Source organism: Actinomadura formosensis NBRC 14204, assembly GCF_001552155.1.
Taxonomy (GTDB): Bacteria; Actinomycetota; Actinomycetes; order Streptosporangiales; family Streptosporangiaceae; genus Spirillospora; species Spirillospora formosensis.
Window position 1 is genome coordinate 1 of the sequence record NZ_BCQQ01000077.1, and the last position, 16,863, is coordinate 16,863.

General features: G+C 70.5%; 19 protein-coding genes and 1 pseudogene. 16 read left to right on the forward strand and 4 right to left on the reverse strand.

Annotated elements, in window-relative coordinates; genetic code table 11:
* Window positions 1-927: 927 nt before the first annotated feature.
* The gene (locus AF1_RS20095) at window positions 928-1,182 is read right to left on the reverse strand and encodes a hypothetical protein (protein WP_207394183.1); all 255 of its coding nucleotides are present in this window, start codon (window positions 1,180-1,182) and stop codon (window positions 928-930) included.
* Window positions 1,183-1,473: 291 nt separating this feature from the next.
* On the opposite strand from AF1_RS20095, the gene AF1_RS34595 reads away from it, so the two are divergent.
* From AF1_RS34595 to AF1_RS20110, 5 genes are all read left to right on the forward strand, one after another.
* Window positions 1,474-1,611, forward strand: a complete 138-nt coding sequence (locus AF1_RS34595) for a hypothetical protein (protein WP_157419245.1) — start codon at window positions 1,474-1,476, stop codon at window positions 1,609-1,611.
* Window positions 1,612-2,178: 567 nt separating this feature from the next.
* Window positions 2,179-2,355, forward strand: a complete 177-nt coding sequence (locus tag AF1_RS35260) for a hypothetical protein (RefSeq protein WP_165488450.1) — start codon at window positions 2,179-2,181, stop codon at window positions 2,353-2,355.
* Window positions 2,342-2,980 (forward strand): RNA polymerase sigma factor, encoded by a 639-nt coding sequence (locus AF1_RS20100; RefSeq protein ID WP_165488449.1) that lies wholly within the window; start codon window positions 2,342-2,344, stop codon window positions 2,978-2,980. The genes AF1_RS35260 and AF1_RS20100 overlap by 14 nt, the downstream gene beginning before the upstream one ends.
* Window positions 2,961-3,845 (forward strand): hypothetical protein, encoded by an 885-nt coding sequence (locus AF1_RS20105; RefSeq protein ID WP_067801333.1) that lies wholly within the window; start codon window positions 2,961-2,963, stop codon window positions 3,843-3,845. The genes AF1_RS20100 and AF1_RS20105 overlap by 20 nt, the downstream gene beginning before the upstream one ends.
* Before the next feature lie 296 nt (window positions 3,846-4,141).
* A complete protein-coding gene (locus AF1_RS20110; RefSeq protein ID WP_067801409.1) occupies window positions 4,142-4,756 on the forward strand; it encodes a recombinase family protein in 615 nt (204 codons plus the stop codon).
* A gap of 58 nt (window positions 4,757-4,814) precedes the next feature.
* Here AF1_RS20110 and AF1_RS20115 read toward each other — a convergent pair whose 3' ends face one another.
* Window positions 4,815-6,677 carry a hypothetical protein gene (locus tag AF1_RS20115; protein ID WP_131732927.1) on the reverse strand — a complete coding sequence of 621 codons (1,863 nt, stop codon included), beginning with the start codon at window positions 6,675-6,677 and terminating at the stop codon, window positions 4,815-4,817.
* Between the two features lie 941 nt (window positions 6,678-7,618).
* On the opposite strand from AF1_RS20115, the gene AF1_RS20120 reads away from it, so the two are divergent.
* The 7 genes from AF1_RS20120 (at window position 7,619) to AF1_RS20150 (ending at window position 13,160) form a co-directional block, all read left to right on the forward strand.
* Window positions 7,619-8,305, forward strand: a complete 687-nt coding sequence (locus AF1_RS20120) for a helix-turn-helix domain-containing protein (RefSeq protein ID WP_067801340.1) — start codon at window positions 7,619-7,621, stop codon at window positions 8,303-8,305.
* A gap of 13 nt (window positions 8,306-8,318) precedes the next feature.
* Entirely contained in the window at window positions 8,319-8,675 is a 357-nt protein-coding gene (locus AF1_RS20125) for a hypothetical protein (protein ID WP_067801343.1), read from the forward strand.
* A 146-nt stretch (window positions 8,676-8,821) separates the two neighbouring features.
* A complete protein-coding gene (locus AF1_RS20130) occupies window positions 8,822-9,934 on the forward strand; it encodes a hypothetical protein (protein WP_067801346.1) in 1,113 nt (370 codons plus the stop codon).
* The gene (locus AF1_RS34600) at window positions 9,931-10,572 is read left to right on the forward strand and encodes a hypothetical protein (RefSeq protein WP_067801349.1); all 642 of its coding nucleotides are present in this window, start codon (window positions 9,931-9,933) and stop codon (window positions 10,570-10,572) included. Before AF1_RS20130 ends, AF1_RS34600 begins: the two co-directional genes overlap by 4 nt.
* Window positions 10,569-10,997 (forward strand): hypothetical protein, encoded by a 429-nt coding sequence (locus AF1_RS20140; RefSeq protein ID WP_067801351.1) that lies wholly within the window; start codon window positions 10,569-10,571, stop codon window positions 10,995-10,997. The genes AF1_RS34600 and AF1_RS20140 overlap by 4 nt, the downstream gene beginning before the upstream one ends.
* A 430-nt stretch (window positions 10,998-11,427) precedes the next feature.
* Window positions 11,428-12,264, forward strand: coding sequence for a ParA family protein (locus tag AF1_RS20145; RefSeq protein ID WP_067801353.1), 837 nt, complete (start codon window positions 11,428-11,430; stop codon window positions 12,262-12,264).
* On the forward strand, window positions 12,264-13,160 hold the full coding sequence (locus AF1_RS20150; protein WP_067801356.1) for a hypothetical protein: 897 nt from the start codon (window positions 12,264-12,266) through the stop codon (window positions 13,158-13,160). The genes AF1_RS20145 and AF1_RS20150 overlap by 1 nt, the downstream gene beginning before the upstream one ends.
* Before the next feature lie 156 nt (window positions 13,161-13,316).
* Here AF1_RS20150 and AF1_RS20155 read toward each other — a convergent pair whose 3' ends face one another.
* Complete coding sequence (locus AF1_RS20155) at window positions 13,317-13,868, reverse strand: GntR family transcriptional regulator (protein WP_242608993.1); 552 nt, start codon at window positions 13,866-13,868, stop codon at window positions 13,317-13,319.
* Window positions 13,869-13,877: 9 nt separating this feature from the next.
* Window positions 13,878-14,081 (reverse strand): annotated as a pseudogene (locus tag AF1_RS37085) (GntR family transcriptional regulator); the annotation flags it as partial.
* 276 nt (window positions 14,082-14,357) lie between these two features.
* Here AF1_RS37085 and AF1_RS20160 point away from each other — a divergent pair.
* The 4 genes from AF1_RS20160 to AF1_RS20175 are packed head-to-tail and all read left to right on the forward strand — an operon-like array spanning window position 14,358 to window position 16,829.
* Window positions 14,358-14,573, forward strand: a complete 216-nt coding sequence (locus AF1_RS20160) for a BldC family transcriptional regulator (protein WP_067801416.1) — start codon at window positions 14,358-14,360, stop codon at window positions 14,571-14,573.
* Complete coding sequence (locus AF1_RS20165; protein WP_067801359.1) at window positions 14,570-16,000, forward strand: hypothetical protein; 1,431 nt, start codon at window positions 14,570-14,572, stop codon at window positions 15,998-16,000. Before AF1_RS20160 ends, AF1_RS20165 begins: the two co-directional genes overlap by 4 nt.
* Window positions 16,000-16,386 carry a hypothetical protein gene (locus AF1_RS20170; protein ID WP_131732926.1) on the forward strand — a complete coding sequence of 129 codons (387 nt, stop codon included), beginning with the start codon at window positions 16,000-16,002 and terminating at the stop codon, window positions 16,384-16,386. Before AF1_RS20165 ends, AF1_RS20170 begins: the two co-directional genes overlap by 1 nt.
* A complete protein-coding gene (locus AF1_RS20175; protein WP_067801365.1) occupies window positions 16,383-16,829 on the forward strand; it encodes a Pycsar system effector family protein in 447 nt (148 codons plus the stop codon). Before AF1_RS20170 ends, AF1_RS20175 begins: the two co-directional genes overlap by 4 nt.
* The last annotated feature ends 34 nt before the right edge of the window (window positions 16,830-16,863 follow it).

The following is a 16,863-nucleotide window of genomic DNA, read 5'->3' on the forward strand; positions in this document are numbered from 1 at the left end:
GTCGCGGGGCGTCGCGTCCGTGAGGGCTTTTCGTTGCGGCCGCGGTGGCCCGCCGACGGCGACGAAACCTGCCGGTCTTGGCTGACGGCAACCGCACTTCCCGGAAGCCAAAGGCCCTCCGAGGGGAAGGGGTGCGCTCCTGGAGGCCCGTCCGGGCGGGGCCGTACGGCCCCGCCCGGACGGGCCGATCGTGACTCGCCGAACCCGAAAGGGAGTGCTCCTGTTACTTCTTCCGGAACACCCCCCACAAGGCAAGGGCGATCACAGTGTTTTCCGACGTGGGTTTCAGGATGTCGAAGCCCGGAACCCACCAGATGCGAACAGCCAAAACTATGCCGTACATGATTAGCAAAGTGGCCAATTGGCATTTGATTTTTTTGTCCAAACTCATGTGAGTCTCCTCATGGTCGGGGGGCTGGCATGACTATTTAGAATGAATTTATATTTTCGCGTTCCATGGCATAGCCCCTGATGGAAGCCCTGCTTGGGCCCGAGACAAGTATAAGTGACGAGAGCGGGAAAATGGTATTCCAAGCTCTGGGGAGGGCGAGTGTGGCCGGTGGCCCGCGGAATGGCACCCAGGAGGTCAGCAGTCGTGGTTTTGGACATAACTCGTGCGGACGTTGACGAGCATCGGAACGAAAATCCGCGCTAAGGGGGTCCGGCGGGTCGGGTTAGCGCGGAAACTCGTTCCGATGCTCGTCCACCCCCTCCTCATGCGCGAGCCGGTGGCCGGGGGCGAACTGCCGCGCCGCGTCGAGGCCCGCGCGACCGCCGACGCCGACTGACGAGCCCCGGCCGTCCGGGGAGAGGTACGACGGTCGTACCTCGACGGCAATGAGGGCCAGGACCACGAGGACGCACACAGCAAGCGCAGGTCAGGGCCATGGAAGCGCGCCGGATGAGACCTCCGATGGTGCTAAGCGGTCAAGCCGCTGCGGTGACGGGCGGGGCGAAAGCCTTGGTCGGGTCGTAGAGCTGCCTGGTCTGCAGGCAGTGGTGGAGCTGTCCGAGCATCCGGTTGAACAGGTTGCGCAGTGCGGCGGCGTGCCGGTCGCCGTGGTCGCGTCGCTGCTGGTAGTGGCTGCGCGGGGGTCCGGCTTTGGCGGCCGCGCAGAACGCCCATCTGAAGCCGGTGGTCGCCAGGCGGTTGTTCTTGATCGAGCGCCGGGTGATGGACACGCTTCGCCCCGAGGCGCGGGTGACCGGCCTCCGAGGAGGATCGGACCGGATTTTGGCGGTAGGGCCGACGTGATCGTCAGCGCGTACGTCGTCGAGCGGCGGGGTCGTTTTCGGCGGTGATGCGGGCGGAGGTGTGTTCGCCGAGGCGGACGTAGGTGCCGAGGCTGGCCAGGTGCTGGTGGCGGGATTTGGCCTGGAGTTCGGGGGCGGTGCGTCCGGCTTGGGCGAGGTGCTGGAGCGCGGAGTGCCGCAGTTGGTGGAGTGTCCACCCGTTGCCATCTCCGGAGCACCGTGCGCCGTGCGGTGACCCGGCCGGCGTTCCGCGCCGCCGCACGAGCCTGGCCGGACGAAGCCCGCGCCGTGGTGGCCAAGCTGCGCGCGCTCCTGGACGAAGTCGAGGCCGCCGCCACCGATCCCGCCGCCGGGTGAGGCAAAGCAGGGCGGGTTAGGAAACTCACTGGCCGCCGGGTGGGACCTCACTCGCGGGCTGAGCTGCGCGGAGTGAGGCGAGTGAGGTGTCCTCGGCCGGTGAGGTGCGGGCGGCGGCCGGTGAGGTGCGGGCGGCGGCCGGGGCGTGCGGGCGGCGGAGGCGAGGGCCCGGCCGCCTCACTAACTCCGGCTGCCCGGGGATGTCCCGGTTCAGGGTGTGTGCGGGCATCCCGAGATGGCGACGGGCCGCGCATCGCCTCCGGCGCGGGGACCGGTCGCCGGCGCGGCCCGTGTCTCGGCCCTGGATCGTCGCGGCGGCCGCCGCCCCTAGAAGACGTAGGGATCCGGGTTGCCAGGCAACCCGGGACCCGAAACCTCGCAGGTCACGGGGGTGAGGCGGCTGGCCCGGAGAGATGACCACCGGGCCGCTGCGGGTCGACGTGCCGAGAAAGTATGGCGGATATTTACCGATCATGGGTGTTATGCGCCCCTTCTCAATAACCGCATGAGACTCGGTGTCTGCGGCACCGACCGCGCCGGGTCCGGCAGGGAAGAGGAGGACTGGCATTGACACAGACATGGCTGAATCTGCTGATCGCCGTGCTTGGGGTGGTGTCGGCCGTGCTGACCGCGTGGACGGCGTATGCGCGGCGGGCCGGGCGCGGTGGCAACGGTGACAGGGGCCTCGGCACGGACAGGGCGGTTCGAAATGGCATGTGGGAAGTCGACGATGAGCGAACGTGATCATGATCGCGAGCGCACCGCCAAGCCGGGGGCCCATCTTGGGCCACTCACCGGCGCAGCCACCCACGAATGCGACACAGTGGCGCCGATGCGCGCGCAGTTGCTGGAGCTACACGACGCCCACCATGCCCGGGTGGTGGCGTTCTTGCTGAGTAATGGTGCCTCCTTACACGACGCGCAGGACGCCGCCCAGGAGGCCTTCATGCAGGCGTGGCGGGCTGCCAACCAGCCCGGCGCGTGGGCCCAGATCAAAAATCCAGCCGCATGGATCTATGGTGTCGCGCTACGTCGTTACCGCTATCCCTCCCCAGCCTTGGGCAGGCCGCCGATCGTGCCGGTGCCGCCCGACCAGCTGCCCACCGATACACGAACGGCATCCCCCGACCCTGCCGACCTGGTTGCCGCGACTCACGACACGCTGACCGCGCTGGCCGCGCTCGATGACGATACCCGCGCCGTGATCGCCTTCCAGATGAGCGGATTCTCCGCCGTCGAGACCGCCGCCGCGCTGGACATCGACGACCAGCGCGTTCGCAATCTCCGCAAGAAAGCCCGCTCCCAGTTGAGGGTCTGGTTGGCCTCAACCTCGGAAGGAGGATCAGAAGATGACCGCCCCCGACCCTGAGGACCATCACCGGGCAACCGGCTCGACGCCTCGCCCACTGACCGACAGCGAACTGGACGCGCGCCTCGGCATCGCCCACGAGGACCTCGTCGCGCATGCCAGCCGCCACGCCGACCCCCTCGCCACCCTGCTGGCCCTGCTGACCGTCGAGCATCCCGCCGCGGTCGGCACCCACCCGCTGGCGCCGGCCCAGATCATCACCGGCCGGATCCACGTCTACGAAATTATCCGCGCCTTGCAGGGCGACTTCTCCTCTACGGAGGCGGGCACCGGCGGCCACGCTCGCTCGTTGGAGCTCGCTCGCGCTCACACCTTGGAGCTGGTCCGCCTCCTCAGCCAGGCCCTGCCGTTCGCGCACGCTGTTGCGCACACCCTCGACCTCGCCGTCGACCTCGCCCAGGCGCTTGACCGGGGACTCCCCCTCAACGCCGACCCCGCCAGCGACCTAGCCGCAGCGCTTGTCAACGCCCGCTCCCTGGATCCGCACTACGCCCTCGCGATCACGCGTGAACGCTCCACCATCCTGGCCCTGATCAGCGCGCTATCCCGAGATCTCCCCGCCGCCCCCAACGCTGACCATGACCACCAGAGTGCCCTTGACCATGCCTTCGAACTCACCGACGCGCTGGCCCGTCTGCTTGCCCAGGCGCTCGACCTGGCGCCCATCGACGCCTCAGGTGCGGACCTGTCGGCCTTGGACGTGCCCGACGCCATCGTGCTCGCTGACGTTGTCTGGGATGACCACACCACCTGGCCAACGCCCTGGCACACCTACGCATGCGACCACTCCATCCCGCTGGAGGACCACCGCTACCAAATTCGTACCGGCACCTTGCCTCACCTCACCGCACCGGCCACCCCGTGAACGCATCACAGCCGCCACTCGGGCGGCCCAGGGCGGGGGTATCCCATGGGTAGTTCCTGGGTTGGTGATCGATCGGCATGGCTCTACGCCAGGCGCTGAGCGGAAAGAACGGGATTGGACCGGCGCCGAGGCGCGCGCTGAGTGTCCACTAACGATGGTTTCCGACAGCCGCCGATCTTGAGGGCACGCCCCGCCTAGAAATCACCACAAAACGGACTTGATCATGTCGTAAAACGTGTCAAGGAGCTGCGGTGTTCAACAACGAAGTGTCGGACCCATTCTCTACGGTCGGGATCATGGACTCCTCCCCTGTCACCGCCGTGTCCGGCGCGCTCATTGGCTACGCCCGGGTCTCGACTCGTGACCAGCACCTGGACCGGCACCTGGCCGCGCTGAAGACGGCGGGCTGCGCGCGGATCTTCGCGGAGAAGGGGTCCGGCAAGGACGTCAGCGGCCGTCCCGAACTGCAGGTGTGCCTGGACTACCTGCGTGCCGGGGACACGCTGGTGGTCCCGTCGCTGGACCGGCTCGCCCGCAGCCTCAAGGACCTGATCGAGATCGTCGGCGAGCTGAACGGCCGCGGCGTGAAGTTCCAGTCCCTGGCCGAGGCGATCGACACCAGCACCCCGGCGGGCGAGTTCCAGATGCATGTGTTCGCCGCGCTGGCCGAGTTCGTCCGCAAGCTGATCGTGGCGGGCACCCGCGACGGCCTGGAGGCCGCGCGGGCCCGCGGGCAGCGCCTCGGGCGGCCGCCGGCGATGGACGCCGATCAGATCCGGCGGGCACGCGCGCTGCTGGAGCGGCCGGAGGAGAGCGTGTCCTCGATCGCGCGGCTGCTGGGGGTCTCGCGCGCCACGCTCTACAAATACGTTCCCGAAGCCGCGGGCCGACCGCGCGCCATCGACGCATGACACGCGGTTCGCTGCCCCGCCGCCGCCGAGATCGTGCTCGGCTTCTGGAACTTGACGATCAGCGGGGAAGAGGGAGGGTGACAGGTTGTGGTGGGAGTTGGCGGTCGATGCGGTCGCCGGTGTTGGGGTCGATGCTGAAGTAGCCGCTGGCTCCGTTGATTCCCGCGTCCTTGAGTAGGCCGAGTTGGTTGCAGACGCCGAACAAGTTGGGCAGGGCGTGTGGGGTGGTGGCGTTCTCGATGGCTTTGCGGATGGCGGTGGTTGCGGTCAGGACGGCGTCGTGGGCGGTGATGGCCCATCCGGTGTCCAGGTCGGAGCGGGGGAAGGGGGCTTTGGTGTAGGCGGTTTCGAAGTCTTCGTAGAGGTTCTGGCTGGGGTGGGCTTTCAGCTGGGTGGGATCGGCCAGCGGGGTGTAGAGCACTTTGATGGGGGCGGCGGGGTCGCCGAGGACGGGGGGATGTCCGCTGTACAGGTCGGGGCTGGCGGAGCGTTGCAGTAGGGCGCCGTCGGACCCGGTGACGACGGTGATGGGGGTAGCGCGCTCGGGCCGGTTGTGCAGTGCGCGCAAGAAGTCCTTGAGGTTCTTGGCGCGTCCGCTGAAGTAGACCAGGTTGGTCTTGCCCAGTTGCTGGGCAGTGGTGTCCAGCGCTTGAGAGCCGCCGCGAGGGTCGTAGGGGTAGGGCTTGAGTCTCTGGTGCCTGTGGTGTTGCTCAAAGAATGCGGTGAGGGAACTGGCGTAGGAGTCGGCGGTGCCGGCGATGGTGTTGCTGACGCCGACCAGCGCCGCGGTGGCCGGTGCTGGTTTTAGCTGCTTGGCGATGGCGTTGAGCTGCTGGGTGTTGCTGATGGCCACCCGGGCCAGGCACATGCCCTTGCCGGGTTCGGCACCGTTGGCGATCTTGGTGAATCGGTCGGCGGTGATGATGTCGCCGACCATGGGGATGTCCCTTTTGGCCAGCCACTGGGTTGCCTTCTTGGTCTCGTCCTGGCTGAGGCCCAGCCCGGTGACCGCCAGCAGGTGATCGGGGCCATGGGGGTCTGCCATCTTCTCCAGCGGTTGGACGGCGTCTTCCCAGTGGGCTTCGCCGGCGCCTTGGTTGGCCAGCACCAGCCGAATCTTGGGGCGTTTGTTGGGCTCGTCGTTGGCCTTCTTCTGGGCTATGTACGCGCCTTGGACCTCGGAGACCGTGCGGGGATCGGGGGGGAGATCGGGATCGGTGGTGGTCAGGGGCGCCATGAAAGCCACGGTGGCGTAGCTGCCCGGTCCACCCTTGGTCGCGGCGTCGTTCTGCTTCCCGATGAGCTTCATCACCGGTTCCAGCTTGGATCCGAAGACGCCAAGGTCATCGGTGCCTTGGGGAACGGCGACCCCTACGCATTGCTGGCCCGTCCATCGCAGGGTCTTCTGGCCGCCGCACTGTCCGTCCGGCCAGAGCGCCATGGTGACCCCGGCGGCGGTGATCAGCGTGGCGGTGACCGCGATGGCCGCCGGTCGCGAGCGCCAGTTCGGCTTCTTCCACCTGATCAGTCCAGCCGATGGCTTGGATGGCGGCGGGCTGGAGGATGGTGTGCCCGACGCGCCGCTTCCAATCCCACCGGGCAGCGGATCGGTGGCTTCTGGCGGGACCTCTGCGTCAGAGACTAATCCGGAAGTTGCGGGATGCTGGCCCTGTCTTACCTTGACGCGTTCCCATGCCTGGATCCACTCCAGGCGATCTTCCTCGGAGACTCCACAAGCTAGAACAAAGGAGCTCAGGGTCTCCTTCCTGATCGCGCTGTTCCCGGTGACCATCCCGTTGGCCGTTGCTCTTGCTAGAACGGTGCCGGCCTTCTTGGACTTCGTCTCGATCTGGCTGTAGCTCAGTCCGGACCGATCGCGAAGTTCCCGCAGCTTATCGCGCAGATCATGGATGGTCTGCACTTTGTCGAGGTCTGGGACTTTCGGGGGAGGGAACATGGCGGCCGTCCGTCTGAGAGTGTCTGATTACATCCGAGAGCGTAGAGACCTCCAGCGCACGGCGCTGCCCAAGCCGCCGAGTTGGCCGACTCGGGTCCAGGGACAGCCGAGTTCCGCCGAGGCGCTCAGGGCGTGAACCTGGAGCGGATCCGGGTTTCACCGGAGACGTTCCGCCGGGTGGTCTGCCGATTGATTCAGGTGCTCTGATGATTGCGAGCCGAGCAGTTCGCCCGGTTCCGCGGCGCTTGGAAAAGCGCCGGATCAGAGAAAGGAATGGCCGCCATGACTGACCGGCTCCCTCGCGGACGTGAGGGTCACTCGGCCGAAGAGCGCTACTGGAGGACCCGGACCATGCTGGAGGGTGTCCGCTTCGCCCTGTCAATTCTCACCCAGAACCTCTGGGAGGTTCTGCGGCGTCACTGACGCCTGAAACGACAGAGTGACGGGTCTCCTGCCTCAATGACAACGAAATCGTGCAGGCAGGAGACCCGCTCACCCTGAATAGCCGCTCGTCAGGGTGTTGTGCAAGGTGCCGCAGAGACTCTCGCTCGGGTGGCCGCCGCGCATGCGATGGCCACGCGCGGTCGCCTCCTGAACCGCCGGTACTCGTCAACGGCCCACCGGCCATGCGGCATCGCCGAACCGACCGGGCGGGTGGCCGTCCACATCCGTCCGGTCCCCCGCTCGCCGAGGCCTCGCCCGTGGCCCCCGCCTCGAACGCCTGCTGGAGACCGTCCAAGAGCTGTTGCGCCAGGACGGCAGGCCAGAGCGTTGACCCTCGGGTTCCTAGAAGCCCGAGAGGGCCCCGAAACCGGCCTCGGACCGCACGTCCCGATATGGCCATGGTGCGTACCGATATCCGTACAGCATGTTACGATTCCGGTACATCATGGAGGGGAGACGCGGTGATCAGATGGTGGGAGGTGCCGCACGACACCCTGGAGATCCGGGACCGGCACGAGGCGCTGACCCGGCGGGCGCTGGACGCCCGGACGGCGGAGACGCTGCGCAGCCGCGACGAGTACGACCCGGACCGGCACGCGGTGGTGGACGCCCGCCCGCTGACGGCCGAGGAATGGGCCGAGGTGCTCGCCTACGGGCACGCGCTCGCCCGGCACTACGCGCACCCGGCCGACCTGGGTCGCGCGGTGCGGGCCGGGATGAGCTGGTCGCAGGTGGCCGAGGCGATCGGCCCGGACGGCGGACCGGCCGAGGCCCGCGCCGCCTACCGTGAGTGGGCCACCGGGCAGCGCCGCCTCAACGCCCGCGAGCCCGGCAGCACGATCGGGATGACGGCCGAGGAGTACGCCGAGGCGCTCGCCCTGGCGGCCGAACCCGACCCCGGCGGTGCGGCCGGCCCGGCCGCGGCCGAAGAGGACGTCCGCGCCGCCGCGGTGCGGGAGCTGGAGGCCGCCGCCGCCGACCGCCGCGCCGCCGACCGGCGCACCTGGGACGCGGTGCTGGCCGCCCGTGCAGCCGGGGTCCCGGTCCGCCGAACCGCCGAGCTGGCCGGGATCAGCCCGGACACCGTCCAGCGGTGGACGCAGGCCGCGGCCCGGGGCGAGACCGGCCCGGGCAAATTCCGCCCCTGAACCAAGGAGAGTCATGACCACCGACCACACCGGGCCATCGGGCCGATGGACCCTCTACCACCTGCATCACACCGTGATGGGCGGACTGACCATCACGCAGCGGATCGTGCTGCTGGGCGAGCATGACGAGCACCTGGCCGCCCTGGAACAGCTCCGTGAGGACGCCGCACGGATCGGGTACCGGCTCAACGCCGTCGCCCCCGCCGCCGAGCCGGGCACGGCCGGTGACTTCCGCTTCCCGGGGATGGAGCCCGCGATCAAGTCGCTGACCGAGGCGGCCGAGCACCGCTGGGCGCAGATCAACCAGGGCGGCCGCCTGGAGGACCCCGCCCTGTGGGCCCCGGACCGGGAGCGGGACCGGGCGACATGACCACAAATGACGCCCACCCCATGACACCCCTCCCCCCTGGCGATGTCGTGTCGCCCACGCGCGGTGATGTCGCGTCGCCGGCGTCGGCTGAAGTCGCGTCGCCGGGGCCCTGCGATGTCGTGTCGTGTCGGGTGTGCGGGGGGCCGGTGCCGGACCGGACCGGGCGGCCGGGACGCCGGGCGCAGTGGTGCTCCAAGGGCTGTCGTCAGGCCGCGTGGCGGGCCCGGACCGCCGCCGGCCGGGCGGCCCGCGCGGCCGCGGAGCTGTCGGGCCGGATCGCCGGGGCCGGGTACAGCGACGTTCAGGCCGCCGCCCGCGTCCTCGGCGAGGCCGTCATCGCGATGTGCCAGGACGGCGACATGGGCGACATGGCCGTCATCGAGGGCGCGCTGATGTCCGGACATCGGTGGGAGGGCGACGTCGCCGGCGCGGCCCGTCGCCTGGCGGCCGCCGCGACACGCGTCGCCGACATGGCCGACGCGCACGCCGCCCATGTCGCCGACTACCGCCGCGCCGCCGCCGTGATACGTCGCGCGCCGGCGCGGCACCCGGGCGGCGACGATTCACCCGCCGCACCGCCCGGCGGAATCGTCGCGACCACCGCGGCGCAGGCCCCGGCGACGAAACCCGCCGCCACGATCAGCGCCTCGGGGATCTCGCGGGTTCTGGCCCGAGCCGGGTTCACACGCGCGGAGAAGGTCCCCGGCGGCCGCGGCGGCGTCCTGTCCCCGATCACCGACGGCTTCAAGGTCTGGAGCCAGGGCAGCGGCCACGTCCTGGTGGACCATCTCCCCGCCGACGCAGAGGACCGGCACACCCACCTGGCTGCGATGGCCGCGGCGTTGACCGCCGCCGGGTACGCCGTCGCCTCCGCCGGCGGCCGGGGCGATCTCGATGTCACCCTTTCGCCCAGCGGACCCGCCGAAGCCGCCTCTCCCGCCGCGCCCGCCCCGGTGGGGGAGGTGGTGGTGGACGGTGTGGACGTCGACGGGCTGTTCGACGCGGTCGAGGACGTCCTGGACGTGCGGGACGTCCCCGGCATCGGCCAGCACGTCCTGCAGGGCGTCCCCGGGACGTCCTTCGCCGGCGCCCTCGACATGCTCGCCGCCGCGCACGCCACCGCGTCGGGGGACGGGCCCCTCGACGGCCTGGCGGCCGCCGCCGCGGCGGTGGTGCGGGCCCGGCCGCCGCACCTGCCCGCCCGCGCGGACGCCGCGATAACCCGGCTAGCCGCCGCCCTGCCCTCGGAGGGCCAGTGACCGCCTCGTTCCGGATGGTCTATGTCCCGCAGTGCCGGGCGTGCGGCGCCGCGGTGGTCGACTCTGACGGCCGGGAGACCATCGTGCAGCGCACGCTGCTGCCGCAGCCGCTGCGTGACGACCTGGCCGCCGCCGGGTGGGAGGTCGTCCCCGGCGACGCCCGCCACGGGGCCCGCGATCCCCGCACGGGGGACAGGCTCACCTGCCCCGGCTGCGCCGGCCGCCGCCGCGCGGACGGGCAGGCCCGCCGCGACCTCCTCCACCAGCCCGCGGTGACGGAGGTCGACATGGCCGCCCGGCTCGGGCCCGGCTGGACGCTGCGGCAGCGGGAGGGCGACGCCGAGACCCAGACGTGGCTGGTCACCTACCAGGGCCAGGTGAAGGGCCTGGTGCGCCGCTACCGCCGCAAGAGCGACGGCGCCCTGTCCAGGGGCTGGGAGGCGCTGCTGGGCGGCGGCGAGGGGTTCGTGCGGCACTCGGCGACCAAGGCCGGCGCCCACTCCGACCGCTCCTCCTTCCTGTGGCGCAGCCGGGATCTGGCCGCCTGGGGCATCGCCACCCGCCCCGCCTACACCGAGCCGAACCCCGGCTGGGTCACCCGCCGCCCGCGCGGCCGTGACGAAAGCGGGGGAGCATGAGCGGCCACCTCCCGCCCGAGCTGGAGCGGGCGAAGACAGCGATGTACGCCGTGGTGGACGCCGCCACCGCCGTCTGCGCCGCGGCGACCGGACACGCCCCGCACCGGCCGCCCGCCCAGGCCGGGCCGCCGGTCGACCCCGCCCGGCTGGCCGTCACCGCCGACTACGCGACGGCGCTGGACCACCTGGACCGCTGCGTGCACGGCGCGCCCGCCGAGTACGTCGCCGAAGCCGCCCGCCGGTTCCTGGCCGCCGTCACCGACGCCACTGCCGCACCCGCACTCCACACCGCCCTGACCACCCTGCGCGCCGCGCTGGACGACCTGGACGCCGCCCATGCCGTCATCCCCTCTACCCCGCCTACCCGGCAGGCCGGGGCGCCTGCCGGGGGGTCTACGGGGGGGGCTACCGGCCCGGCCCGGTAGGGAGGGGCGCCTACCGGGGTAGAGGGGCCCGGTCTACCGGCGGATGCGCGGATGCGCCGCATCCTCCGTCTCCTCAGCCATCCCACCCCGCCGCCCGCCCGGCCGACCGATCGACCGGGCGAACACCAGCGGACGGCTGGTGCAGGTCAGCCGGTATTTGACCGGTCGAACCACCGGTCAAATACCGGCCCGCTGGCACCGGCCCCGGCGAGTCGCTCCCGACCAAACCAGCAGGTCACGGCGTTGCGGCACCCTCCAGCGGTGGCCCACTCACCCGAGTATTTGACCGGTCGAATGCCAAAAACGCGCGCGCGTGCGCGCGTGGCGCTCCGGCCGTGAGAGACGCCTCCCCCGTTCGCGGCTCATCTTCGGGACAATGCGAGTCCGGCCTGGCCCTCCGCCGGGCCCTGTCGAGTCGCTGGGATCGCTCATGAACGCACAGCAGCCTGCCGGGCCGGACGTACGGCGTGCCCGGGTCACCGTCCTGGCCAACCACAAGGGCGGCGTCGGCAAGACGTTCCTGCTCATGGTGATGGCGGCCGAACTCGCGATGCGGGGCTTCAAGATCCTGGTGGTCGACCTGGATCCGCAGGGCAACGCCTCCCGGAGGCTCGGGTACGCCGAATTCGAGCTGGAGAACCGGCCGACGATCGCCGAGGCCGTCGCCGAGTCGTCCCCGGACATCGCCCGGCAGGCGCTGCTGCCGTGCCAGTGGGAGCCGGAGTGGGCCGAGCGCATCAGCCTGCTGCCGTCGCGGATCGAGCTGGAGAACCGGGTGAGTGAGGCCGGTGTCCCCGGCTCCTGGATGCGTCTGGAGGACGCGCTGAACCCGCTGCTGGACGACTACGACCACGTCCTGATCGACACGCAGCCGACCCTGGGACATCTGCTGCATCTGGCGCTGGTCCTGGCCGATGACGTCATCACCCCAGCCGTGCCCGAGTACGACGCCGTCCGAGGCGCGCAGCGGCTCATCGACTTTGTCGGATCGCCCAAGAACCGGCGGAGTCTGGGCATCCACGCCACGGTGATCGGCATCGTGCTGAACGCCAAGCGCGCGAACGTCGCCACCCACGAGGGCCGCGTCGAAAAGGCTGTCGAGCAATGGGGCGACCTGGTCTGGCAGCCGGCGCTGCCGTTGCGCGCCCCACTTCACGACACCCAGGAGTTCGCCGAACCTCCGCACACGGCCACCGGCGAGGCCGGGACGGTCATCCGCCAGGCGGCCAAGACGCTGGTGGACCGCTACCTCGGCAAGGCCGCCTGATGAGCAGCAGCAGGCGACGCCGCGTCCTGCCCGACGTCGAAGGCGCGCGCATCGAACACGGCGTCGGGCCGGCCCGCGAAGAGGGCGCAGCCACCGTGTCCAGAAGGGCGCCGGGCACGGTCACCGCGCCCGACTCGGCGCCCGCCCTCGCCGAGGTCATCAAGCCGGGTCTGGATCTGCTGCCCGAGGCGCTGGGGGCGATGGTCCCTGCGCCGTCCACGCCGCGGACGTCGGAACCTCGGCTGGCCGCCGACGAACGCGCCGCGTTCGAGCACTGCGACAAGCTGGTCAGGACCCTCGACGGGCTGTTCTGGGTACGCGGCAAGGCGCTGAAGACGATCTCTGGCAGCGACCTGGCGCGCGAGGACTACAGCTCGTTCGAGGAGTACGCGCAGGCCCGGCTCGGCCGGTCGGCGCGCCGCGCCTACCAGCTCATGGAGGTCGCGGAGCTCGGCGAATACCTCTGGCGGGAGGTGCGAAAAATTTTTCGCACCGCCGGGATCAACGAGTCGCAGACCCGGACGCTGCTGCCCCTGGCCGACCGGCACGGCCCGGAGGCTGCGGCCCTGGTCTTGACGACCACCCTGAGCGCTGGGCAAAAGCCCACCGCCGAGCTGCTGCGCGCCGTCTTGGCGATCCTTCCCGACGACCGGTTCGACCCCGACGACACCACCCGCCGCATCAAGGACTTCCTCGCCGAAGACGTCCGCGTACTGCCCCCACCGGACAAACCCGATCCCGCCGACACCGCCGTGCAGCGCTTCCGGTCCGTCCTGCAACGCACCATCCGCCAGGAGGACCTGCAAGCCGTCAGATCCAAGCACCCGGATGAGGCCCGGCAACTGGCCACCGAACTCCGCGAGCTGGCAGCCGAGCTGGATCCACCTTCCGCGTAGGAAAGCCCCCGGATCGCTCTGATCCGGGGGCAGCAGTGCGGGTCCGGGTGGGACGACATCGAAGCCCAACCTCTCGGCGAGGACTGACCAGTCGCACGGTCTGAACACCATGAAGCCCTCCGTCCTGTGGACGGAGGGCTTCATTCGCAGCCAAGGTTATTCGGCTGGCCAGGTGAAAGACAGCTCCCACTGGTGAGCGGGAAGTGTGATCACGTTGACCTCCACAATCCGGCCTGATGCGGTCCGCGCCGTTCGGGTGATTGTGAAGACCCGCTGTTCGAGCTCCATCTTGAGAGCCTGAGCCTCCTCTGCTTCTGGTGCCCGGACCCGCACAAGCTCGGTGAACTCAGCGGGAGCGTGGCCGAGATCGGCGAGCCTGGAGTAGCTGCCTCCCGGACCGGTGTCCTTCTGCTCAAGTGCAGTCCCCTCGGCGATGTCCAACGGAAGGTAGGAGGTGGCCACCTGGACGGGAACGTCGTTGGCCGTCATCACCCGGCTACGTGAGAGCACCTCAGTGCCCTCGGGGATGTCCAGGAGTGCGGCCACCTGCGTGGGTGCCGACATGCGAGCGATCGTGACCGTGGTGGCCGGAACCAGGCCGTTGGCCTTGAGTTCCGCCTCGAAGGCGCCCCGAGCCTCCCCCGATTCCCGGACCGTGCGTTGCTGACGACCGGCGGTGTTCCGCCGGATCACCGGTATTTCGTTCACGAACGTCCCCCTCCCTCGTTGAGGGCGTACGAGGCCCTCGGACTGCAAGATCCCAAGTGCCCGGTTCACCAGCGCCCGGCTTACCCCGTATCGATGGGCAAGCTCTGGTTCCGCCGGCAGCTTCGCGCCGCGCGGGAACTCTCCGGCCGCTATGGCCTCTCTGATCTGCCGTGCTACCTGCAGATACGCCGGTGGCGACGATTCGATGGACAACCCGGTCTCCCTTACTTATCGGTGCGGAAGCTCTCACCTTAGACGCACGAACTTCGTATGACGTTTGGCTTCCCTCTTGACATGAGGCCACAGAGGGTCGCTAATAGTCAAACGTATGTCGTTTCACGTGTGAAGCGGACGTGAGCTGTCTTCGCCTGTCGAGATGTCCGATTCCGCCTCCACACGCAGCGGCGGGCCCCGGTGCTGCAACACCAGGGCCCGCCTCACAGGTCGCCCTGATCTCTAGGCAAGGAGGTACGACCCGTGATCGACAGCATGACCGAAATCGAGGAGGACAATCTCCTCACCCGCGCCCAGGTGGCTGCCCTGTTCAACGTGCGGCCCCGCACGGTCGCCGAATGGGGCCGTGTCGGCCGTCTGCAGTCCATCCGGACGCCGGGTGGTCACCGCCGTTACCGCGAGTCCGAGGTTCGCGCGTTGCTGGCCGGCACCGAGAAGGCGACCGCCACCTCCGAGGGGGCGTCGGCATGAGCATCCTCAAGACCCAGCAGCCGGGTACGCCGGGCGCGTCTGAGCCGGATGAGCTGGCGGTCGAGCTGCAGCGGCAGCGGGACCTGGAGGCCGCGCGCCGGGCTGATGAGCTGGAGCGGGCGCGCGCCGAGGCCGGTCACGGCCGGGCCCGCGCGGATGTGGCCGAGGAGTCGCGGCTGGCCGAGCTGGCCCGTGCCGAGCGTGAGGCCGACGTCCGTGCCCAGGCCGATCTGTCCCGGATGTTCCGGGAGTTCCGCGCGAACGGCACCCGTACCCAGATCCGCGCGGACATGGCGCGGTCGGGGGAGGCGCGGGCGCTGCGTCTGGAGTGGCTGCGCACCCGGAACCTGCAGGTGCTGGTTCCGGTCCTGATCGGGTTCGGGATCTGGAGCACGACCGGCGTGCAGCAGGGCGCGGCCAAGATCATGAACGTCGGCTCCGGCAGCCCGGTGTGGTGGGTGCTGTGGGGCCTGGAGGCGCTGCTGATCGGCGCGGTGTGCTGGATCATCATCTCCCGCGCCCGGCTGTCGGCGTCCGGTGGCAAGCTCGCGACGTCGGCCGAGCGGATCGGGATCGGCTGCCTGACCACGTCGATCTTCCTGAACTTGGTCGCGGCGGTGCCCGCCGGCGATGGGGCGCACGTATCGGGGTGGGCGGTGCCGGGCGCGATGTTCGCCCACGCCCTCGGCCCGATCGGCGCGGCCGTCACGGCGCACCTGATCGGCGTGATCGATGAGTCGATCGCCTCGGCCGACCCCTGGCACGAGAGCGGCAAGGCGGTGCCGCGGTTGGCCGACATGGACCTGAGCGCGCCGTCCCTCCCCGCGCCCGAGAGCGCGCCCGAGAGCGCGCCCGAGAGCGCGTCCGAGAGCGCGCCCGAGAGCGCGTCCGAGAGCGCGTCCGAGAGCGCGTCCGAGGGTGCGGTCGGGGTGCGTCCGATGGTGGTGTGGCCGGTGCCGTGCGGTGACCGTACTGCGCTGACGCTCGTGGCCTCTTCGGACGCGGTGACGTCCGCCGAGACCGCGGGGACCGCAGAGGAGGCTGCGCCACGAACGCGGGATGACCAGGATGACGACCGGCCGGGCGAGGACGGGCCGGACGCGTCCGCTGAGCCGCGTGCGACCGGGCGGCAGGCGCGCCCGAACCGGGGTGTGCGGGTGCCGCCGACCGCGCGTCAGCGCGCCTCGGCCGGCCGCAGCCGCACGGATGAGGAACTGGCCGTGCGGCTGACCGAACTCATGGAGGCCGGTGGGCTGGAGCCGGTGTCGGTGCGCGCGGTCGAACGCGCGCTGAACGTCGGCCGCGACCGCGCCAAGCGCGTGCTGGAGCTGGCCGAGACCGCCGCCGAGGCCGCCACCAAGGACGCCGAGGACGGCGCCTTTGGGAGCGCCCGCCCGCTGACCATGGTGGCGGGGGGTGCGCGGTGATGGCGCTCACCCGAACCGCCGCGGTGTCCGGGACGCCACACGAGCTGGACATTCGCCGTCAGCTCAACCAGGCCCGCCGGGACCTGGCCGAGGCGCACGCCGAGCTGGCGGTGCGGCGAGACCAGGAGACGGTGCTGCGGGCGCAGCACGTCGCCGATGCCCAGGTCGGCAGGCAGCGGTACACCGAGCTGCACGTGGCCTACGTCGAGTTGCTGACCTGCGCCCGCGCGACGGCCGCGGCGGCCGCGCGGGGGGAGCTGGCCCCGGCCGCGTATGTGGCCGGTCACCTGGAGGAGGTCGGGTTGGCGCCCGCGCCGGGCGCCGCGCCTGAGCAGGTGGTGGCCGAGGGGCTGGCGGTGGCGGCCCGGCTGGAGGGCCGGCGATGACCGCGCCGCTGCCCCCGGTCGATGCCGAGCTGGCCGCGGTGCGCGGTGAGCAGGCCCGGCTGGACGCCAAGTGCGGGACGCTCACGGCCGTGGTCGGCGCGGTCATGGCCATCTTGACCAGCCAGATCGGCCGTGCGCCGCTGCCCGTCCGCGTGGTCCTGGCCCTGGCCGGTGTGGCGCTGGCCGCCTCGGCGGTGGTGCTGCTGGCCGGGGTGCTGCGGCCCCGCCTGGGCGGCTCGGGGTTCGTGCGCTACGCCGCGATGACCTCCGCTGAGATCGGCGAGGCGTTCGACCGGTGGGCTCCGCACCACCCAATCAATGACCTGCGGTTCCTGTCCGGGCTGGTCCTGGTCAAGCAGCGTCGCCTCCGGTGGGCGATCGATCTGCTGATCACGGGCTTGGTCCTGATCGGGATCGCGCTCGGAGCGGCGGTGATCACGTGATCCGCTGTTCCGTGCTCGGTGGGCAATCCCGTCC